Raw genomic sequence first — 22,751 nt, 5'->3', positions numbered from 1 at the left:
GTCACATTGATGGTGTTCCCTTTGGGATATAGGGAACTGATCGAGCTTCGATCTTGAGACTTAAACCTATTGTCATGAACAAAATTGATGCACTCTTGGATGTCCTGTCCAAAATCTACCAGATACTGGTTCTGGTTTATAATAGCAGGTATCATGGTAATCTTGCATTTGAAGAGGATCCACAGATGGACCGCCAGCAGGTCAAAGATTATCTTGGGATAAGCGAAAGTACTTATAAGCGAAAGGTTAAAGAGGGAACGCTCAGGCCGCTGAAACTACCTGGCGGGGATAAGTATTTTAAGAGTCAGCTTTTGAACGAGTTTAAAGAAAGTAAGAGAAGGGGCAGGGTGTGATGGATATTTCGTGATACCGGCAGACTTTATAGGCTATGGTGGTTATCAATATCCCGTTCTTGGGTACTTAACAACTTCGATCCTAGGTTATAACTGTCCGGACACGCGCTTTGGGTTTATTTAAATTTAATGCTTGGGTTAACTTAAATATCTGATTTCCGTCCATTCAGGGAAGTTGGGGTAATCACTGTCTGTGTATTAAGAGTTCAGGTTGCGATAGGAAAAATTAATGGATAGGTTAAGCCGGAAAAAAATATTTGATCAGGATTTTGTTATAATTTCTGACTTCTCCATATATATCCAAGCGGAATATCATTTCTTCAGTCCTGCATTTCCGAAGTTTAAACCCATTTAAAATGAGCTGCCGAGTACTTTTATTTACCTGGTTTATGGGACATAGTTAGCTGTCGGGAATTGGTAATACAAATTGTCACTTAAACTGCGGATTTTTAGCTCTGTCCAAATGGACAGAGCTAAAGAGAATTGGTTATTTCGCAGCATTAACTGGTAACAACTGAAATATGATCCTGTTTTTTTGGGAAAGAAAGGTTTCTGCCGATTTTTTCAGAGATGCGCCCGTAATTGCCTTCACTAAAGCGCGAACATCCTTAATCTGCCCCTGATCCTCTCCGGCCTCGCTTTGGCCCAGGATGTAATTCAGCCAAAATCCATTGTCGCGTTCCGCTAGTTCCATCGTCTTTTCGTACTGGGCGGTAAATTTATCAATATCCACCTGTTCGGGTCCATTATTCCTCAATTCCTCAAACTCTTTCCCTACCATTGCCGTGAGCTTGTCTGCATTTTCCGGGGCACATCCAAAGCTGATGCTCAAAGCAAAACGGTTCTGGGGGTATTTTGTGTATTGCGTCTGCACCTGGGGACTGTACACCTGTCCTTCTGCTTCGCGTAACTGCTCAAGGACCTTGATCTGTAAAATATCTCCCAGCGCTTTCAACCGGATATTCTCCTGTTGGGAATAGGTATAGGTCCCGCTCAGCAGAATGGTGACGATAGCCTTATTTTCAGATCCCTTATATACCTTCTTTATGATCTGTCCGGATGGGATATGCACGCCTGTATCATGTATTTTTTTTGTTCTGTTTTTGGATGGAAGACCGCCAAGGTAACGCTGGAGCAGGGGAATTAAGTCATCTGTTTCAAAATTCCCTACAAAAACAAAAGTGAAATCAGATGCATCCCCGAAGCCCTTATTGTATATCTCCAGTGTGCGGTCAAGTTTGACCTTGGAGAGTTTTTCAGCAGTGGGAGGGGCGCTTCTATAGTCGTAATTCCCATTAACATAGCTCATTGTGTCGGCAAATACTTTATTGGGATCCGCATAACGGTTGGCCAGGCCGGCTATAGCGCTATTTAAGGTGTTGTAAAATGTCAATGAATCTTTTCTTGGGCGCGTAAATTGTAGAAAGGTTAGCTGTAAGGCACTTTCAATATCCTTTACCGATGAATTCCCCCTTACGATAAAAGAGTTTGCATTTATATTTACCACCGAGCTTGCTGATTTTCCACTCATCAGTTTGTCCAGCTGTGGTCTGCTGAAACTTCCGTAACCCATTCTTGACACTAATCCTGCGGCGTTCGAAGCCATCGTGTAATCATCACCCTCGAAAATATTAGCTCCCCCCAGCGCGTAAGCACCATACATAATCTGATCATCTTTGTAATCTGTAGGCTTCAGGATCGCTTTCACTCCGTTCGAGAATTGAACAACTGTGGCATTTATCGAAGCAATAGATTTTCTTGAGATTATCTTTCCCGCTAAAGGCTTGTTTTCAAATAGCGAAAGGGCAACTTTTTCATCAACATAATTGGTTAATGTCTCATTTGATACCCCGTTTATCCATTTTGCTACAGTGAGGGAGTCAGGTAGGTTTTGCTTTTCGCTCTGCGGCGCGGTTATAAGAATGTCGGTGTTTTCAGAGGAGCGATATTCCCCCAATAATTTTTCGATGTCATTTTTACTGATCGAATCCAGGTTGGCCCTGATAAAGGCATGTTCCCAGTCAATACCTGGCGCTGCGGTGTTTTTTAAGAAGAGTTCCTGATATTCCTTAACGTAGGCACTGGAGGGTGTCTTATCTTTTTCACTGACCTGTTGATCCAGCGAGCGTAGATAATTGGCCTTTGCTACTTTAACTTCCTCTGCTGAAAATCCGTGTTTTTTTATACGTTCCAAAATCCTGTAGGTTTGCAGGAAAGCTTCCCTTAGCCTGCCTGGTTTGGCAGTGGTACTCAAACTCAACATATCCAGTCCGCCCAAAAAGTCTGAAATCTGAAGCCCTACGCCAATATAGTCCGGCGAAATTTCCCTTGAACTTTCATTTGCCGTCCTGCTTTGCAGCATCATGTTGAGCAGGCTTTTGGTCATTATTGTCCTATAGTCCTGCTCTGTAGAAAGTTTATGCATTTTGTGTTTGCTCAAAATTTCAATTGACAGGGACGCTTGTTCAGGATCGGTTACGGCGATAAAATTATTTTTTCCATTGAGATCAACGGCATAAGCTGTGCGTTTCCGCGATGGTATGGGATTGGTCAGATCCCCGAAAGCTTTCCTGATCATGGTTTCCACGGCCTGCGGATCAATGTCCCCGACAACAATGAGCGCCTGGAGATCCGGTCTGTACCACTCGGTGTAAAAACGCCGCAGGACCTCTGCCTTAAAAGACTTTAAAAGCGCTTCGCTCCCGATAGGTAAACGCTCCGCGTATCTGGATTGATTCAGCAGAACAGGATAATATTGCCTGGCCATTCTATCCGATGCCCCTTTCCCTAGGCGCGCTTCTTCGAGTACAACCCCGCGCTCGTGATCAATTTCGGTTGGATCCAGAACCGCCTCGTGGGCCCAGTCGCGCATTATCGCAATGGCCTGACCTATCATTTTTGGATCATCCGTAGGTATGGGTAACTGGTAGACCGTTTCCTCAAAACCTGTGTAGGCATTAAGGTCACCCCCGAATCTGATGCCTGCTTTCTGGAGAAAGTCAACCATCTGGTTTTTCGGATAATTCTTGGTGCCATTGAAATTCATATGTTCCATGAAATGGGCCAGCCCTAACTGGTCTTCATCCTCGAGAATGGATCCGACTTTGTTTACAAGGTAGAGTTCCGCATGTTTTTGCGGCTGTTTGTTCTGTCTAATAAAATAGGTAAAGCCGTTTTCCAAAACTCCGCGGAGAACCTTGGGGTCATTGGGAATGATCTGGGCTGAGCCATACAGCTGTACAAGTAGAAGCAAAGTGCTAAAAAGTATAATGGATTTAGTTTTCATTGAATGTGTAACGTTTAAAAAAAGCCAACCTGTAAGGACAGGTTGGCTGATAATGTTTGTAATCTCTAAACTGGTGAAGATTAATAACCAGGGGTTTGGGTCAGGTTGGGATTAGCTTTGATGTCTTCTGTCGGTATAGGCCAGTACACTCTTAAAGGGTTCCATACGCCGCCCTTCAAAGGTGCTTCGATGTTCATCACCGCATCTATCTTATCTGTGCGTTTCAGATCAAAATACCTGTTTCCGAGCTCGGTAAAAAGCTCATTCCTCCGTTCCTTTATTATGGCTTCGATCAAGGCCTCTTTATTAGCTGCCGTAGTGGCGCCAAGTCCGGCACGTGATCTGATCACATTAATATCTGCTCTGCTACCATCCACATTTGATAAATTTGCACGCGCCTCTGCACGGATCAGGTAAAGTTCCGCTAATCTCAGTACGATTGCATGCTCAACCGGTGCCGAACCAGCTTTATATTTGTTCGGGAAGTAGTAATTTACAGCTGGGCTGGCCGGAGTAGTACCATTTGCCGGCTTTGCGGGAATGGTATTTATCCGTACCCAGGTGGAGAACCGCTGGTCTCCCTGTTCAAAACTGGATACCAGAGAGTTGCTCATTGCCCCTGTGGCGTAAGTGCCCGGACTCGGGCTATTTGCAGGCATCCCTCCATTATAGAGATTATATTCATTGATGTTTGATGCACCGGTAGGTGCACCCACGGCCCATATTGTTTCTTTACTGGCAGTGGCAAATGCCGTAGCTAAGGGCGCAAGCTGAAATGCAGGGTTATTGATGATTGTAGTGGCGAGATCTTCGGCATTTTTCCAGTCTTTCTGGTATAGATAGACTTTGGCTAAGAGCGCTGTTGCAGCAAGTTTATTTGGCCTGCCGCGATCGCTTGTAGTGACTGCATAACCATCTTTATAATCAGTGGATAACAGGCTTTGTGCTTCCTGAAGATCCTTTACAATCTGCCCATAAACTTCACTTTTGGCAGAACGCCCGATGGTATTGTTTATTTTGGCCTCCCCGGTAGTGGTCAGGGCAACATCGCCAAAGAGATTCACGAGGTTAAAATATATAAAAGCCCTTGTAACTAAGCTTTCACCCAACCACTGTGATTTATACTGGAGCGGACCCTTGGTGCTTTTAATACCCTCGATGGCAACGTTTACGCCAACTAATTGGGAATAACTATCCCGCCAGGTATTAACATCTTCCGGCTTCAGAATATTTTTATAAAATGTAGCGCTGACTAAATCATTCTGAATCAACGGCTGGACTTCATCTGAATAAAGACCAGTCAAAAAACCAATACTCTTTCCTCCGGTCAGGGTGGAACTAATGTTGCCAAATCCGTTATACATCGCGGTGAAGTTCCCGGATACAACCGCAGATGCTGAATTGTCAGTTAAAAAGGCACCTTCGCCTGCGATTCTGTCAACCGGAAGAGGGATGTCAAGATACTTTTCACAACCACTGGTGAATATGCCCAACGATATCAATACTATAACTATTGTTTGGTTGATTTTGAAATTAATTTTATTTTTCATATTTCGTTTATCAAAGTGTTATATTACAGCCCAACGTCATCACTCTCAATGGACCTTGGGCACCTAAATTGAGATTTTCAGGATCCAGGCCATGTGAATCAAGATTGCTGAAAACAAAAAGATTCTGTCCCCTTGCAAAAACATTCAATCTTCTCAGATGTATTCTCTTCAGCATTCCTTCATCAAAATTATAGGATAGGGAGACATTGCTGATACGGGCAGTTATGATTCGGCTATAAGCACCGTCACTTACATTAAAGTTGGTCTTTAATAGCTGTCCTAAACCTGCAGTAGCCCTGGGAACGTCGGTCACATCACCGGGTTTCTGCCACCTTTCCAGTGCAAGAACTGATGAGTTCTGACCACTGATGCCGATGGAAAATTGCTGGGTACCCCAGAAATTATTCCCCATTCTGTTTCTGAAATCAATAAGTACATCCAGGTTAAAATTACCGTAGCTGAATGAATTGTTAATTCCTCCGAAATATTTCGGAGCCAGATCGATAAATATCGTTTTGTCCAAAATGGGATCCAGTTGTTTAGCGCTGAAAATTCCGAACTCCTGGGTTTCGCCGAACCTGTTCGTAAAATTATAGTTTCCGGTTTCGGGATTCACCCCGGTTGTATGAAAAACCTTAGTACCTGTAAGCGGCTTCCCGACTTCATAGTTTGTGTTAAGCAGGTTTGCCCCATTGAAATCCAAGAGTTTACTTTTTGGTATAGACATATTCACCGAAGTAGACCATCTGAACTTGGAGGTAGAAATATTTTTGGTATTGAAGCTGAATTCCCACCCACTGCTGCTGATAAGTGCCGGGGAATTAATGACCTGAAAAGTATATCCTGTCACCGAACTTAAAGGGTAAGAACTTAACAGGTCACTTGATCTATTGGTATAATAAGCCCCCTCCAGTGAGATTCTCCCTTTTAAAAATTCAAACAATGCCCCGACTTCAGCTTCTCTCTTCTTTTCCCAGTGAAGGTCCGGATTTGAGATACCTATTGAACGCAGGGTCGACTTGTTCAGGTATGCAAGAGAACTCACAAATGTTGGAAGGTATTGGTAATTTCCGATCGCATCGCCGCCTACTGTACCTATACTTCCCCGTAATTTTGCAAAGCTGATAAAGCCGAGGTTATCGCGGAACCATTTATAATCACTCATGATCCAACTTGCCCCCAGTGAGCCGAATAGGCCAAATCTTTTATTTGGGCCGAATTTGGTCGAACCATCATATCTTCCGCTAAGGTTCAATATATATTTATTATCCCATGTATATCTTGCGCTGGCAAAATACCCTGCATACTTATTAGGTAGCTGGCTATATGTAGAGGTTACCGTTACCGCGCTCCCCGGATTGTTCAGTAAGGCGTCGGCAATGAAATTGATGCCATTTGTGGTTAACCCATAAGTCAGCCCATCCTGCAGGGTCAGGCCTGACCTTAAACTCAATAGTCCTTTTTTCCAGGTTTTCACTTCGTAGGAAGCATTGAAATCCATATTGAGTGTTCTCTGATGGTAGATATTCTGATCCGAGGTGGTCAGGGTGTTTACATTGGACTGGTTGGGATTAAAGAAGGAGGTAGGTTTGGCCCTAAACTCATTTCCGCTGAGGTAATTATATCCGATTGTACCATTTATGTTCAGTCCTTTAACCGGCATGTAGTTCATTGTTAAGGTTGTCAACAAATTATTGGTCTTTACCTTACTGACCGCATTCAGTGCCGCATATGGATTAACAGTTTCCGACCAATTTAGCGTGCCATCACTATTGACAAATGCTGGATGGTTCGGAGCGGTCAAAATGCCTGCCCCGGCCAGGTCGAATGGTATTAGCGTATTTATATCTGTTGTGTAGCCAACGCTCAAATCCACCAATACTTTATCAATAGGCTTGGAATTGACATTTAAGCTCAATCCTCCCGTGTTTACATCACCTTTTCCTTTCTGGGGACTGTCCTGATATTGGTAATTACCGCTGATCCTGTAGTTGGTAGCACCATTTCCACCTGAAAGGGTCAAATTTGACGATGTGGTACTGGAAGATCGTCTCAGTCCCTCTTTCGCCCAATCCGTGTAGGCATCCTGTGGGAAGACAGTCAGGTCCAGATCAAGGGCACCGGGAGTTGTACCGTCATTTTTCAGTGCTTCCCTGCGTAAAGCTAAATATTGCTCTGTATTCAATAGCTCGGCAGTCTGCCCAGGTAGGTTTATACCGGTATATACGTTAAAATCCAGCGAAGCTTTTCCTGCCTTACCTTTTTTAGTCGTTATAAGAATAACACCATAGGCTCCTCTGGAACCATAGATTGTTGTCGCATCTGCATCTTTGAGTATGGTAACTGATTCGATATCATTCACGTTTAGAAAGTTAAGTGCATTCCCTCCCTGGCCTTTCGGGGAGGTAAGCTGGCCGCTACTGTTGATATAGCCATTCAATAATGGTAATGTTGTGCCGGCAGGATAGGTTACCCCATCTACAATATATAACGGACTGGCATTTGCCCCAAAAAAACTTCCTCCACCACGGATTGTCACATTAAATGAACTCCCGGGAAGCCCGGTATTCTGCTGAATGAATAATCCGGGGACTCTTCCCTGCAACGCTTGAAGTACATTCTGCACAGGACTTTTCTCGATATCACTTGCCGTTATCGTGGTAACATTCCCGGTCAGGTTACGCTTGGTCGAAGTTCCGTACGCGAGAATCTGGACCTGGTCCAGTGAACCGACCGCCTGTTTCATTGTGACTGTCAGGTTTAGGATAGGGGCTTTTAATTTAAGTTCCCTGGATTCATAACCGACACAGGTAAACTGTACTACCGATTCTTTCGAATCAGGGACAATAATGGTGAACTGGCCCTGTAAATCGGTCTGGGATATGGTCCCGGTACGTTTTGAGGTCACAGTAATCCCGGGTAAGGGTTTCCCGTTTTCATCCTGGACATGCCCGTTGATTAATAGCATTTTGTTCGCCGGCAGCTGTGTTTGGTCTTTCTTACTGATGACAACGGTATTATCAACAATATTAAATGATAAGGGACTGTTTCCAAGAAGTTGGTCGAGAGCATCTGGAAGGGATACATTTGACACATTAATACTTGCAACCGGCATGGCTTTCAGAACGACATCTTTATAAAAGAATGATACTCCGCTCTGCTTCTCGAGTCGCGAAAAAATCCTCTCAATTTTTGCGTCCTTTTCTTTCAGGGTAATCAGTTGGCCGAAGCTGTCTGCATGGACGTGCATGCAGGCCAATATAATAATGAAGATAGTTAGTTTCATTATCTTAATACATTTTGTCCACCATATCGATGGCGGATGGTTCAAAGTGGAAAATTCCATGCTTTTTGGTTTAGAGTTGCTTGTTTGGTTGATTGTCGACGATTACTGCAAAAGCATGCCGATACTTTTGCGGGCTATGTTAGCGCATAACCACTTTTAAGGCTGATCTTGGTCAGCCTATTGGCATAAAGTAAATTTTCTTCATGGATTTTTCTGGTTAGTTAGTTAGTTAGTTAGTTACTTTTAGGTTTATTTTTCCAGGCTTGTTAATATCTATTACAGTTCCCTGCCTAAAAAGTAGTATAAAAAAATCAAAAAATATTTACCGGCCCGCTGTTTTGTGTAAACTATTGATCTTTAAAGTAATTGAGATTGGTTTTTGGCGGTGGTTAAAGCCATCCCAATTGTTCGGGGAGCCTAACTGTTGTTACCGATATTTTGATATTCCCCTCGAACCAGAGGTTGCTGTTACTCATAAGGGTTTCTAAGATGAAAGTATTGCAGTTTTTAAGAGGTAACAATTATCATTTTTACCCCGACCGCCGAAAAAAAGACAGGTTAAGTCTATCCATCCCATTTGGGCAGCCCGGCACAAAGATCATGTTCGGGACCTGGATGGGGCAGGTACTTTAATGCCACGGCTAACCCGGTTCTTTTAAAGGCCTAACAGTCCGGTATGTTGTGGAACTTTTGGTGATGGAGGAATTCGGACAATTTTTTTATCCCCACTTACTACTTTCATCTGGGACAAATGTCATTACAGTAATGGAAGATAATAAGACCGGCTTGGAAATTTGCTTTCTCTGCCTGTCTGAGGATATACCGGTAAAAAAGTGGTTCAGTTATTTAAGCAGTATCTTTTGGATGCAGGCTGCATGCTATAGGGCAAAATAAACAATAAATTAAATAAATAAATTAAAACCAAACAAGTAATGATAAAGCACATCAAAAAACTGGTAATTTTCTCGGTTCTGATTGCCTGGCTGCCTGTTCAAAATAGCAGGGCCCAGAGCATGAAAAAGATCAGGAGAAATGGACTAACGCTTAAAATTATTGTCGTTGATACGAGTTTCAACAAGCTACTGTTGAAAAACCTTGTGGATGTCTTTTTTGAGGTCTATCCCAAAATGGTGAAAGCCTATAATCCCGGATTAAAAAATAAAACAACATTTGTCATCGATACTGCCTATCACGGGGTTGCGGCAACCTCCCAGGGATCAATAACTTTTTCCCACGAATATATAAGTTCCCATCCGCAGGATGTGGATGTGGTCACCCACGAACTGATGCATGTAGTTCAGGACTATAAGGAAAGCATAGGGCCCGGCTGGCTCACAGAAGGGATAGCTGATTATGTCAGGGATCAATTGGGTATCAATAATCTTGAAGCCAAATGGTCTTTGGGAAACTATATGGCAGGTCAGCATTACAAAGACGGATATCAGGTCGCTGGAAGATTTCTAAAGTGGATAGAGTACAGGAGATCGCCAGGTTTGGTAAAAGAAATTAATGACCGGTTGCGGATGCATACTTATTCCGAAAAAGACTGGAAGACCATTACAGGGATGGACCTGGGCGAATTATGGCAGGCATATCGGAACTCGCCAAAAATTTAGCGATGTAGTGCCAATGGTTCTGTAATTGTTCAACCTTTTTTGTAAAAAATATATGGTTAACGGAAATATCGCGGAGTCTATATTTACCCGGAAGGAGTTTATTGCTTCCGGGTTTTCTCAATATTAACCAAATGATACGTTTGGTTTGATATGTACAGTGTGTTGCGTATAGTTTGGTACGAAACGGACTGACCAGTTTCTTTGAAATACGCAATTTTGGTGGCTAATACGGTGATAATTGAGGTATAAAAAATGGAAATGGCACTTTCAAAATGGAAAATACTAAAGCTGAATGTCAATTATTTTAGTAACTTCAAGTGGATGAGCGAGATCGGGATTCCATCAGACCAATGTTGCTAAATAGATGGGTACATTCAAATGAGCAAAAAGATAGTGTTCACTTAAATGAAAACTTAAATAAAAACCATATTCTGAACTTTCTAATTATACATATCAAGATGAAATAAATATATTTGTTAGATGACCAATCAGTTAAGCAGAAGTGGATTCAATAACAGAATCCAGGAATACGCTCCCATATTACAATACTTTTGCAGGGAAAAAAAGCTTTTTAGGGGAATCAATTTTATTTGTAGACAATGCTTTTAAAGAACAGGTCGCTACTGCTAAACACAAAGTTTCAACCGGGCATTTAAACAAATTGCAAAATATACTTCCTGAAATGGGATTCTGGGAAAAATTGGTACAAATCGGCATTATTCCAATAGCATTGCAAAAATCCATTAATTGGTCGGCCGGTAGATATCTTCCAACAACGCTATGAAAATATTTCTCACAACAATCCTGCTTATTTTAAATATCACCATTTCTTATTCACAGGAAATTTTTACTGTAAATCACGGGGGCACCCTCCAAACAGACTATTATTCGGAAATCGAATATGAAGATGTAGGGTGGGCACCTATCATAAAAGTAACAATCAATAGCAAAGTATACCGTTTTGCCGTTGATACGGGAGCGCCAAATACGATTACAAAGAGATTATCCGACCTCTTAAACTCCAAAATTATAAACAGAAGCCCTGTTTATGATGGAAATGGCAGTGTGGATAGCCTGGATATTGTAAACCTGAACGAGATTAAGATCGGCAGTGTGGTGTTCAACGATATTCCAACTGTGGTAACCAAAGATCAGTTCCTATTTGATTGTGTGGGGATCGATGGCTTTATAGGGAGCAACCTGCTCCGCAACTCTATTGTTCAATTTTCTTCAAAAAAACATAAAATAACCCTTACCGACCGGTTAGAAAAATTGGACCTTGATCAAAAAGAGGCCAGTAACCTATTTCTCTCGCCAGTTCAGAGCGGACCATTCATTACAGTGCTTTTTGTAGGGAAGAATTCAGGCACCATCAGTACACTCTTTGATACGGGCAGTGCAGATTTTTTCACTCTTGCACTGCCCCATTTTGCAGCAGCTGAGGGAGCAGGGGTTTTTGATGTATTGGCAAAATCAAGGGGCAAAAACCACATGGGGATATATGGCACCGGGACGGATACAATACAATACCGTTTAAAAGCCCTCGAGTTCAGGATCAGCAATGCTGTTTTTAAAAATGCCAATGTCCTTACCACACCCTCAGATGAATCGACAATCGGAATACAGCTTTTGAATTATGGAACAGCAACCGTGGATTATAAAAACAGAAAGTTCTACTTTGAACCTTTTCAGATCTCATCCGATCTAACGGAGGGCCTGCTCCCCGTAACGTTTTTCCCTCAGGACAACAAAATGTTCATAGGGATGATCTGGCAAGAGCAGTTGAAGAAGGAAATCAGCGTCAACGACCAGGTCCTTTCGTTCAATGATATCGACTGTACGGATGTTTCCATGTGTGACTTTCTGCTTAAAAAGCATCTTTTTAAAGGTGTAGGCAGTGCAATGCTCACATTAAAGACTCCTGAAGGGGCTATTAAAAAGATAACAATAACAAAGAAGTAAGATGTGATCTACGGTCTGCGTATTTCGAAACCGATTCTTCTCCAATTCTAGTAGTTTTCCATGATAAGTCTGGTTGTTATTCGTTAAGAAATAATGAATCTTACCAAACTGATTTTCTCATCAATCGATCCTTTTAAGGTAGTTATCCGTAGATAACCAGGCCGACTTCGTGAATATCTATGTACAGAGTAGGCAAAGGATCTGCCGTTGTCCAGACTGCCTAAGTCCTTCAAAGAAGCTTAATAGCTATTATTTAAGAAAGTTCCGTGATCTGCATACGTTTGGGAAGTCATGTAATATGTACTTGAAGTCTAGAAAATACCGATGCCTTAAAACTGAATGTAGACGAAAGATATTCACCGAACGCTTTGATGACCATTTCGAACCATGTAAGCGACGGACAAAAGATTGGATGAGAAAATTATTAACCATCGCCTTGGAAATTGGGGCAAGACAGCCGAGCACATTTGCAATATATTATCCATTCCTGTAAGTGATTTTATTTTACCAAGATTGATCAATAAAGCACCTCTGGCCCCTTATGCCAGCTTAAAGCTGTAGGGGAGGTAAATGACTGGGCGTATAAAAAGCGTGATAGCTACGATAGTATCCTGGTAAACACGGATACCGGAAAAGTAATCGATTTGCGGCCAGACCGGCAGGTCGGCCATAAATGGTTTGGGCCATATTTTTTATCGATTACAAAAACACGGTATAAGGGGCCGGATTCTTCTTTACAGTCAGCTTTTAACAAATGGAGATAACGATGACTGGCAACATTGCCGGTTAGTGCATCAGGGGTTGGTAGAAAGTGGAAAAATCCATACTTTTGAAATGTTTAGGTTTGCTTGTTTGGTTGATTGTCGATAATTGTTCAAATGGTTGCCTAAGCACTTGGCCGGTATGTGTTAGCGCACTACCGGCCTTCATTTATCTTCGCAATATCTGTACATAAGTTCCTGCATGTACAGATTTGTGAAATTGTAACGGATTTCCTCTTCTGGCGGTTAATCGATCACTTTTATAGTTTTTCCATCGATTTCAAAGTGCGTGCCACTTAACTCGAGTATTTTTAGCACTTTGGTCAAGGTGACTTTCTTTGAGATCCTGCCAGAATAACTATCCTTTGAAATTCCTCCGACATAGTCTACCTTCAAATCATACCACCTTGAAACCACCCTCATAATACTTTCAATATCTGTATTTTTGAAGTTGAATTCTCCGTTTTTCCAGGCGATGGACCGCTCAACATCTGCATCAGCCACACTTATCCCCCCGTTTCTGACCATCGATTGCTGCCCTGGATTCAGTATAGCGTGTTTACCTTTTGAAACTACCTTAACCGATCCTTCCAACAAAGAAGTCGTCGAACTCACTTCGTCCGGATAGGCACTAATATTAAAGTGGGTTCCCAATACTTCGATTTCCTGGTCTTTGCTTCTTACCTTAAATGGTCGCTTTGCATCTTTCGCTACTTGGAAGTAAGCTTCTCCGGTAAGTTCTACATTCCGCTCTTTTCCAACAAAAGAAACAGGGTACCTAAGTGTGCTTCCTGAGTTGAGCCAAACCTGGGTGCCGTCTGCAAGGGTGAGCTGATATTCACCACCGAATGGAATTTTAATTGTGTTGAAAACCTCTATCTCCGTTGGACTGCCCGGATCATGGTATGTCAATACTCCTTTGGAAACGGAAATTATTGTGCCCTTTCCATCTTTTAGACCACCCTTTGTTTGGTCCAGGTTTACTTCACTTCCATCACTTTTGATCAGCACTGCCCTGTTTGACCCTGGCAGCACGTCATTTTTATATTTCCCGGCATAGGCAATAATATCTGGATCTTTTTTATTCTGTCCGGGTGAATAAAAGATTAAAACCGCTATAACCATCGCAGCGGCCACAGAGATACTGCTGTAAATCTTGATTCGTCTTATCCTTAGCGCATGATTGACCGGCAGCTTTTTCCACACTCTGTCCAACCTCTTTTCGATATCATCAGTGAGGATATCAGGCTGATTTTCCGCAGTATTGATATACCAGGTGTCCAAAGTCGCTTCTTCATCTTTTTCCAGCTTTCCGGATCCCGCTCGTTTTAGTAGGTCCTCTGCTCTTTTATGGTTCATTTGATCCATCGATTGTCTTATTTATGATTGATTTGATGAAATTCTGGTCTTAATAGAAATACTTCTAATAGTTACTACAGTTTACTCCTGTGTAAGTAGTAATCTAAAATCGATTTTTTACAGAAAATCCAAAATATCATTATCGTCTTTGATTTTTGTATTCAAAAGGCGGACATTAAAAACACGATATACTGAAGCTTCTTCCTGAGTATCCTGATGGCCAGACTAATCTGCTTTTTTATTGTGTTATCTGATAAGCTCAATAATTCGGCAATTTCCCGATGGGTCATATTTACTTTACGGCTTAACTCAAATATACGTTTCATCTGTGGAGGGAGCAATGATACCTCCCGTTCAATAATCCTGCTTAGCTCTCTTTCCCTTAACCTATCGTCTGTTATGTTTTTTCCGGAATCAATGTGGTTTTGGAGAGACTCGACATAATTAAACCGCACTTTCATATACGCAATATGATTGCATACGCGGTTTTTTATGGATCGATAAAGATATGCTGCCAACGGAACTGATTCATCATAGTTGGCTGCCCTGATCCAAAGGGCGGTAAATAACTCGTGTAGTAAATCTTCGGCCTCCTCTTCATTTCTTAGCATTCTTAACGCATGTTGAAAAAGTGGGCCTTTATATCGGTTATAAATTGTTGCAAATGCCTTATGGTCACCTGCTTTCAACCGGATAACCAGGTCTTCGTCCCTCATCGTTTCGGTCAGGATCATAGTTATTTAGTTTATAGGTTTTAGCTAGGGGTTTTTATTGATCTTTCTGAAGTTATCCACAAGTATAGCAAACCAAAATACGCAGTATTTCTAAATTCCCCTAATTTTACCGCCATTAATTCTACCGCTATCAATTATTAACTGGGAGGTAGGAAAGGTTGGATAGGCAACTGGATTTTTAGCATCTATGGGGTTATTCACGACTTTGGATTCGGTATATCCTACGAATTTTCAACTGGCTGATCATCCCGGCCTCATGAGGGGCACATTAACTTAAATGGAAACAGGCTTTCTTTTTTTGTGAATGCTTATTTGGGATAACTATCTGATATTGGTTATGAATGGAGTAGGCGAAGCTATTGTTGATATAAATGAAATGAATAATTGCTAATTCTAAGTTCCGGCTTCCTAAATCCTTTAATTCTAACTTAGGCAATACAGAAAATTTACTCCGGGGCAAAAATATTCTTTATGAACTTGGAGACAGGGAAGTGTTTTTCCGCAATGCCCGTAATGAAATGGGGTTTGCCGGATTTAAAATAGATAACCTGATGTGTGGGATCAGTGGCAGCCTGTTGGGATAATATGCCTGATGCTGGTGATGTATTGACTTTTTTTAACTCATTACATCACGATGTAAATCTATCTAAAGCCACTTAATAATTGCAACGCCAGCCCGGGCTAGAGGGCTGGCGGGTAAAATTAGCCTTGCATTTATACCAGCGGTTGAGAAAAAAAACGTTATTTTACTGCATTTATCCATTTTGAGATGTCCTCAATAACATACCCCGGAACATTTGCAGGTATGTAATAATCCTTTACGGTCTGCGTTTTTGAATTGGCCGTATAAAAATGGTTAAGGTCAGGGTATAACTTGGTAACCGCATTTTTCTTGTTTCTTGTAGCATTTTTCCACAAATCCAGGTCAGAAGCAGGTACCATATAATCTCCACCACCTTGAATGATAAAAAGAGGCTGTTTTATTTTCGTAACCTCTTCGAGTTGTTTATAATGGTTTAATCCTTCCCAGAATGCGACTGTTTGATCTGCAAGTATACTTGATTTTGCCTTAATGGTATCTGCATGGGGTATCAGATCCAGTTCCTGTAGTTTTACAGTCCGCTGGGCATCATTAAGTTCCTTAAGCTTCATTATCTGGTCCCGGAAAGATACATCCATAGGCCTGGCCGGGCCAGACAGGATTATGGCTCCGGCAAGTAGCGGGTTTTCCTGGACTATCCTTGGCGTGATCATGCCGCCCATACTATGACCGATAACAAAAATCTTCTTTTTGTCAGCGCCTTGGATGGTAAGGGCAAGTTGAATCGCTGAGCTGGCATCCAGAGTAGTTTCTTCGGCAACGGTTTCAACCCCACCTAACGGGGCAGCTGCATTGGGATATATCCTGGTTCTTTTATCATATCGGATACTGGCAATTCCATTTGCGGCCAGGCCCATAGCTATATCCCGGAATGGTTTTAGCGATGCAATCTGTTCATCCCTGCTACCTGGCCCTGACCCGTGAACAAAAATGACTACAGGAAAACCTTTCTTGCCTTGCGGAACAGTGAGAACACCCGGTAACACAAAATTACCTGTTCGGATCATGATTTCCTTTTCGGTCAATAGGCCTTCATTTGCATAAGAAGCCGGGCTGTATCTGGATTCCCCCTGTGAAGGTTCTAAAAAAAAGTCAGTTAGCTTTCCTGCCTGATTGAAGCGCATCAATAATTTTAATGAGGTTTTCGATATTTTTCCGTAAACTGTTTCAACAGGACCTGAAGTAACTACTTCTACGCTTTCGAATTCAATTTCTCCCTCTTTTTTTGTGTCGGTAGAGCGCCTGTTAAGCATTTCAAGTGCCATCCTTGTAATACTGTCTTTCGGGCTTGGTTCAACATATCTTGTTGGTAGGTTATTCCTGCGCAGAAAAACTTCTCTGACCTGTGCAAATACACCAGGCGTAAGCCGACCGGTTACTTCAGGGTCAGTTAGGGTTTGGATCTTATCATAATCTTGTGCTTTAAGAGCATTAACTACGTTTTTAAAGCGGTTTATCGCAATATCCTGGGCAAATATTTTACCAATGCACATCAGAGATAATAGAATCGTTAAATGAATCTTCATAGAACTAATTTAAGATAGAGGTTACTTTTCTCTGAAGGTCATCTCCACGAAGATCTTTGGCGATAATCTTGCCGGTGGGGTCGATTAGGAAGTTTCTTGGGATAGCATTTACATTATATAGTTTAGAGGCTGGGTGGTCTCCGTTAACTGAATCGAGTAATTGGATCCAACGCATTCCATCCTGTTTGACCGCATTAATCCATGATTTTTTTGATCCATAGCTTTTACCATCAACCGAAATTCCAATCACTGTGAGTCCTCTTGATGAATATTGATCAAAAACCTTTTGGACGTTGGGGTTTTCTGCCCGGCAGGGTCCGCACCAGCTAGCCCAAAAATCAATAAAAATATATTTGCCTTTAAAAGATGAAAGGGATATCATCTTCCCGGACGAGTCAGGGAGGTTGAAATCTTTAGCCTGTTTCCCAATAGCAACCTCTTCTTCCAGGGCTTGTTTTCGTTTCGATTCTGCTTGTTGATGGATTTGAATATTTAGACTTTCAGCCTCCTTGACTTTTCTGAAGGAATCAAACGACCTTCTTGCAAATAGTTTTTGATCGCTCGGGAGATGGGAAATCAGCTTCACTATTTCCAGCGTATCCGGATACCGCCGTCCGTACAGTTTGCTGGCAATATAACCGGATGCTACAGATTTTGGATGTGTAGAGAGATACTGAAGTAAATGCTCCTCCATTGAAACATTTAAGTATGAGGTTCTGATCTCGACATCGGCCCGAAGTTTGGGATTTTTACTATATTCCTCACTATTTATCAAAGCATTTAGCGTGTCTGTAGCTAATTTTACAAGCGTCAACGCTTCATTGTAGTCATTTACAAGAGGCGCCCCAGTACCAGATATTGCAACATGGCTTAACTTGGCTGTTGAAGAGACGTTCAGGTTGCCCTTACCAATTAAAAGCGTGATGGAAGGATGACCATCAATACTGCCTGATTTACTATCTTTTATTGATGCCAGGGTCATACCGGGCATACCGGATACGGAGATTGAAAAACTGTAGCATCTGTCGGTTACCCTGGAACTGTCCGTTAGCTTGTTATCCAGGAAAAGATAAAGTATTTCCGGCCCTTTGGTAGTGCCTGTAAGTTTACCAGTAATGAGCACTTTGTGCATAGAGGTAAAGGTAGCCTGGACTTTCGGGCAAAGCCCGAAAATTAGGATATATAATATATAGGTTTTAATTTTCATTTAATTCTTGTTAGGTAGAAGATGGTTACTACTATTTTTTCATCAACCATTTGTATGTCCATATTCCTTTGGCTTGTATTTAGATTCAGGTAATTAGCAGTGGTGGGGTGAACGGTATCCAAGGGGGAATAGGAACTGATTTGTTGTGATCAAAATTGAACCTCAGGGAGAAATAAACTTTTAAGAATTTCAGTCTTCTTCTTCATTCTTGTTACCCGCTCAGATACCGGTCTGGATGAAGGCTGACTTTAATATTCAATGAACTATACAAAAAATTACCATAATCAGGGGCTTCAAGTTAGTCTGCTTAAATTAATATATAGTTTGTTTAAGTAATTACACTCATTTGCACCTATGTGTCCACTTCGTCCACTATTGTTTTCAACATTAGGATCAATTAGCAGTAATACAAGTATGTTCAAACATCATCTTAAAAGATTTATCTGAATAATGAAGCAACTTTATCTTCAAGGTCTTTTCCCCGGAGATTCACGCCAACGATTTTACCTGATGGGTCGATTAAAAAATTCTGCGGTATTGAGCTAACTCCATATATACGGGCTACTTCGTTGTCAAAGCCTTTAAGGTCGGACACCTGTGCCCAGTTTAACTGATCTTTTTTTATTGCCTCTAACCAGGCATCTTTCGTCTTTTCGCCATCAAGGGAAACGCCTAAAACCGAAAAGCCCCTGTCTTTATAGGTGTTGAAAATTTTTACGACATTCGGATTTTCAGCCCTACATGGAACACACCAACTTGCCCAAAAATCGATTAATACATAACGTCCTTTATAGGATGACAAGGTAACTTCTTTCCCGAAATTATCTTTTTGGACAAAGTCTGCTGCCATGTTCCCGACGCCGAACGTTTTTGATTTTTCCAGATTTACTCCATCCCGTTCTTCCTGGGCTATCTTCTTTTCCAAAGCAGAAGTATATTCATCTTTTATCATCATTTGTTGATCTTCAGGCAGTGACTTGAACAAACTATCAATAGTTTTTACCTTCAATTTTTTATCTGTTACAACACCTGAAACCATATAATAAGTGCTTAACGGTGATTTCGGATTATTTTTGACATAATTTATAATCATTACCTGAGCGTTGGCAAAAAGATCAGCTACTTTCATTTGTACAGCCTGTTGAAGTACTGGGCTTGAACGATATTCAGCGGTTTGTGTGATGCGGGTAATGCTGTCCGCAACTTTATTGTATTGAGCGATTTGTTGGGATTCGAGCTTAGTAAGTTCTGGAGAAGTAGGGGAGAATGTTGAGCTTTTTAGGCGGTCAACTGTGATTACCGTTGTTATTCCAGGTACTAACAGGAAAGAAAACATGTCTTTATTCATGCCGCCTTTTGTCTTGGATGGATCAAGGAGCTGTACTCTTCTTACCACCCCGTTGAGATGCCCGGAAAATTCATATTTTCCGTCGGTTACATCACAACTGTCGGTTTCGGTGCCACCTTCTGTCGCTTTAAGCAAATACAGTTTGGAAGGTACGGGATTTAGTTCTTTGACAGACCCTTTTATGGTGTAATCTCCTGTCAGTTTTTGTGCAAATCCATGGATCGGCATTAGGGCAAATCCTAAAATCCCCAAGGAAGCAATTGATAATCTTAATTTAGCTTGGTTGCTTTGCATTTGTTTTATGAATTAATTTGGTTAATTGATTTCGGGAGCATATTCCCCTTTTTAATACTTATACAGTTAGCTAACGACAATGGAGTATTAGGAATAAAAAAATATATGATTGAAAATGTTCTTAAAGGATTCGGAAGGCCCTCCTCGAGTATTTCAAAGAATTTAGTCCGGCCACAATTTTGGTGGTCAGCATAAGAGTTGGAGGTTATTGTTTGTCAGTGATTTATGGACTTTTGATGGGAAAAGCCCCGAGACTCGTCATTCCATTTCGGGTAAAACTGTACACAGATTTGATTAACTATCGGAATTTACAATGCTTACTATGGAAATTAATCACATTAACAACTATGGATGAATTCATCTGCAGCATACTGGGGATTAGCTAAAGGGGCTTGCCAATGAAACTCCTGATATAGAGGGGCTAAAAATAGAATACAAGGTGGGACTGATAAATATCGACATTAGGGAATGATAATGGATTGGTACTGCTGGACATACTGTTACGATTATACCCGCTAATTCGTCATATTTCTTTTTATCGTAAAAATCAGTAAATTAGCTGAAACAAATGCGCTCTTATGAACCTCTTTTTAAAAATCATGCCTTTAGGTATGGTATTCCTCATTTATTCCTATTGTGCCATCGGGCAAACCGTTAAAGTGGATTCGATTCCCGAAAACATTTTATTGCAAAAAGTAGAAGGCCATCCGCTCTCCCCTTATGCTTTTAACCAATTTCTTGTCAATAATTATAGTTTTGCCATTTTGGGTACACAGACCCCGGTGAGCGGTGTAAAAGTTGAAACGGTTAAACCCAGTATCACCCTTTCAGGTAATGTGCATGTCAGCAAATCCAAAAAATACATACTGAACCTGGAGTTGGTTGCAGGCGCCAAGGAAGGCTTGATGGAGGTGTTTTCCAAAAATAAAACAAGTGGTGTATTTAAGGCCAGTTTTGGTTTAAATATGCTTTCTCCATGGCGCAATAGCGGGTTTTATCTGCGGGAGGATACCAAGAAGCGTACTGACGATTTGTTTCTTAAGGACAGGCAGCTTGCGCTTTCTGACAGTCTTTCAAGGATTAATAAGTATATAAAAATTGGCATCATTCACCAGGTACTTTCAGATAAAGTTTTTTTTATGTCTCCAACAGTTGATAATTTTAAGGCGTTATATCTTAAATATAAAAAAGTGCCAGTGGATAACGATCTGATTACACGGGAGACTAAACTGATATTGGAGGTGCTGGCACTTTATGGGGTTACCGATCCAAAATTGGAAGACGCGCTTTCACATTTTGTTAGCCGCTGGAAAAATGCGGAACAAAATGCCTTTGTCAGTGTAGGCCCGAAGCTTACTGATTCTATTTCACGCTCCCAGTCTGTAAATTTTGAGAAAAATTACCAACTCGGATTGAGATCTATTTCTTTGGCGAAGGATTCTTTGGCTTTGGCCGAGTTGAATATGAATAAAAGCCGTTATCACAGTATTTTGATTAACTGGTTCAACATCAGTCCGAGCATTAGCAATACATCTTTCCAGTTATACCATGAAAACCCGGTTTCTTTATCCCCTGCAAATAGCTTTGTTCCGGCTTTAAGGTTAGCTTATAGTATCTATCGCAAATATCCCAACACCAGCAACCGTTTCTGGTTAGGTATTTTATCTGTTACACCAAAACGGACAAACTCCCTTGAGGAGATGGAGAAATTTAGCTATAAAACAACTCAAAGCCTTGCTGCCCCTGAAGGATCTACGATAAGCAGTGAGGAAACAGGTACGGCGTATAAAGGAGAGTATCTGGCCGGCTTTGGAACAGATTTTAGTTTTGAAGGCTATGTAAGCCCGTGGACGAAGCCATTTATTCCTGGTTTTTATGCGAAGGTTGGCTTCATTTATGGTAAACCTTGGGTAAATCGTCATCAGTTCCCCGCTGAATTTGGGCTATTGTATAACTTGAAGTCCAGTGTGAAAGAAAGCGTAAACCTTTTGTCAATTATTCCGTATGTCGCTTGGTCGAATCTTAAAAATTCGGTCACTTATGTGAAAAAGGAGGCGGTTCCCCTGCATGATAAGTTTTCTTTTGGTGTTAAAGTGGGGGTGCCAATTAATATTGGCAAATAAGAAAACGGCGGTGATTGGTATTTTATTCAAATGGATATCGATTACCGTACGTGGGGAATGATTTTCTGGCTATCTTCTTTATGAAAATATCTGCTTCAAGGCCGGTAGATCTAATCCTGAATCGACCTGATTCCCTAATTCTGCTATCCAACTATCCTTATAATACCTGCTGCCACTATGGTATTTCCAGCTCTTTGCTTGTTTGGTAATATTTAAAATTACCCCGCCAGTAATGCTACGGAAACTATAGATGGTTTGCATCCGCGTATGTAAAATAATCAATCGGCAGGCAAATCGCCTACCATCGATTCCCGTATAAAAATAGGTGGACCAATCCATAAGGTCATGTATTTGATGACTGCAAATCTAAATATTTGGTAGAATGGATAAAAAATGTTTCAAAAAAACCCTGCCAATTGTAATGGCAAGGTTTGGTTAGTGTTCCCGACGAGATTCGAACTCATATCAACTGAACCGGAATCAGCAATTCTATCCATTGAACTACGGGAACGCTTGAGGCTGCAAATATAGGATTTGAAAACTTATTTTTTTTGCATTTTGAATAAAAAATACACTTATTTTCCCTTGGATCTTCTTCTGCGAAGATTTTCATAAATCAGCATTTGGTATAACAAAGCAAGTTAACCGCTGGACAGCTGAATTTTCCAGGTATTGGCTAAAAATTGATGATAGATAAGGATACGGAGCGATGGACTTTTATCTATATCTACCCCCGGGAGCTCAC

Annotated in this window: 14 protein-coding genes and 1 tRNA gene; 5 read left to right on the top strand and 10 right to left on the bottom strand. The window is 41.3% G+C overall.

Features of this window, described 5'->3' with window-relative positions; translation table 11 throughout:
* The first annotated feature begins 74 nt into the window (after positions 1-74).
* Positions 75-353: a helix-turn-helix transcriptional regulator gene (locus DRW42_RS02075; protein ID WP_113947148.1), complete on the top strand. Its 279-nt coding sequence runs from the start codon at positions 75-77 to the stop codon at positions 351-353.
* A 487-nt stretch (positions 354-840) separates the two neighbouring features.
* Here the strand turns inward: DRW42_RS02075 and DRW42_RS02070 are convergent, their stop codons facing one another.
* The 3 genes from DRW42_RS02070 to DRW42_RS02060 all read right to left on the bottom strand — a co-directional run bounded on the left by DRW42_RS02070 (position 841) and on the right by DRW42_RS02060 (position 8,475).
* A complete protein-coding gene (locus tag DRW42_RS02070; protein WP_113947147.1) occupies positions 841-3,639 on the bottom strand; it encodes a M16 family metallopeptidase in 2,799 nt (932 codons plus the stop codon).
* 80 nt (positions 3,640-3,719) lie between these two features.
* Positions 3,720-5,189 carry a RagB/SusD family nutrient uptake outer membrane protein gene (locus DRW42_RS02065; protein WP_113947146.1) on the bottom strand — a complete coding sequence of 490 codons (1,470 nt, stop codon included), beginning with the start codon at positions 5,187-5,189 and terminating at the stop codon, positions 3,720-3,722.
* A 10-nt stretch (positions 5,190-5,199) separates the two neighbouring features.
* Complete coding sequence (locus DRW42_RS02060; RefSeq protein ID WP_158544255.1) at positions 5,200-8,475, bottom strand: SusC/RagA family TonB-linked outer membrane protein; 3,276 nt, start codon at positions 8,473-8,475, stop codon at positions 5,200-5,202.
* A gap of 932 nt (positions 8,476-9,407) precedes the next feature.
* Between DRW42_RS02060 and DRW42_RS02055 the strand changes: the two genes are divergently transcribed.
* The 3 genes from DRW42_RS02055 to DRW42_RS29475 all read left to right on the top strand — a co-directional run bounded on the left by DRW42_RS02055 (position 9,408) and on the right by DRW42_RS29475 (position 12,546).
* Positions 9,408-10,091, top strand: a complete 684-nt coding sequence (locus DRW42_RS02055) for a basic secretory protein-like protein (protein WP_113947144.1) — start codon at positions 9,408-9,410, stop codon at positions 10,089-10,091.
* Positions 10,092-10,871: 780 nt separating this feature from the next.
* Positions 10,872-12,053: a retropepsin-like aspartic protease gene (locus DRW42_RS02045; RefSeq protein WP_113947142.1), complete on the top strand. Its 1,182-nt coding sequence runs from the start codon at positions 10,872-10,874 to the stop codon at positions 12,051-12,053.
* Between the two features lie 169 nt (positions 12,054-12,222).
* Positions 12,223-12,546 carry a transposase family protein gene (locus DRW42_RS29475; RefSeq protein ID WP_113947141.1) on the top strand — a complete coding sequence of 108 codons (324 nt, stop codon included), beginning with the start codon at positions 12,223-12,225 and terminating at the stop codon, positions 12,544-12,546.
* 514 nt (positions 12,547-13,060) lie between these two features.
* Here DRW42_RS29475 and DRW42_RS02035 read toward each other — a convergent pair.
* From DRW42_RS02035 to DRW42_RS02015, 5 genes are all read right to left on the bottom strand, one after another.
* Complete coding sequence (locus DRW42_RS02035) at positions 13,061-14,173, bottom strand: FecR family protein (protein ID WP_158544254.1); 1,113 nt, start codon at positions 14,171-14,173, stop codon at positions 13,061-13,063.
* A gap of 161 nt (positions 14,174-14,334) precedes the next feature.
* A complete protein-coding gene (locus DRW42_RS02030; protein ID WP_113947139.1) occupies positions 14,335-14,907 on the bottom strand; it encodes an RNA polymerase sigma factor in 573 nt (190 codons plus the stop codon).
* A gap of 741 nt (positions 14,908-15,648) precedes the next feature.
* Entirely contained in the window at positions 15,649-17,034 is a 1,386-nt protein-coding gene (locus DRW42_RS02025; protein WP_113947138.1) for an alpha/beta hydrolase family protein, read from the bottom strand.
* Between the two features lie 4 nt (positions 17,035-17,038).
* On the bottom strand, positions 17,039-18,241 hold the full coding sequence (locus DRW42_RS02020; protein ID WP_113947137.1) for a peroxiredoxin family protein: 1,203 nt from the start codon (positions 18,239-18,241) through the stop codon (positions 17,039-17,041).
* 439 nt (positions 18,242-18,680) lie between these two features.
* Positions 18,681-19,883, bottom strand: coding sequence for a TlpA disulfide reductase family protein (locus DRW42_RS02015; protein WP_113947136.1), 1,203 nt, complete (start codon positions 19,881-19,883; stop codon positions 18,681-18,683).
* A gap of 578 nt (positions 19,884-20,461) precedes the next feature.
* Here DRW42_RS02015 and DRW42_RS02010 point away from each other — a divergent pair.
* Complete coding sequence (locus DRW42_RS02010) at positions 20,462-22,006, top strand: hypothetical protein (protein WP_113947135.1); 1,545 nt, start codon at positions 20,462-20,464, stop codon at positions 22,004-22,006.
* 78 nt (positions 22,007-22,084) lie between these two features.
* Here the strand turns inward: DRW42_RS02010 and DRW42_RS02005 are convergent, their stop codons facing one another.
* Both DRW42_RS02005 and DRW42_RS02000 read right to left on the bottom strand, forming a co-directional pair.
* Positions 22,085-22,345: a hypothetical protein gene (locus tag DRW42_RS02005; RefSeq protein ID WP_113947134.1), complete on the bottom strand. Its 261-nt coding sequence runs from the start codon at positions 22,343-22,345 to the stop codon at positions 22,085-22,087.
* Between the two features lie 100 nt (positions 22,346-22,445).
* Positions 22,446-22,517 (bottom strand) — tRNA-Arg (locus DRW42_RS02000).
* Positions 22,518-22,751 lie beyond the last annotated feature (234 nt).

This window comes from Pedobacter miscanthi, from assembly GCF_003315595.1.
Classification (GTDB): domain Bacteria; phylum Bacteroidota; class Bacteroidia; order Sphingobacteriales; family Sphingobacteriaceae; genus Pedobacter; species Pedobacter miscanthi.
This window is presented reverse-complemented; position numbering and strand designations above follow the sequence as displayed.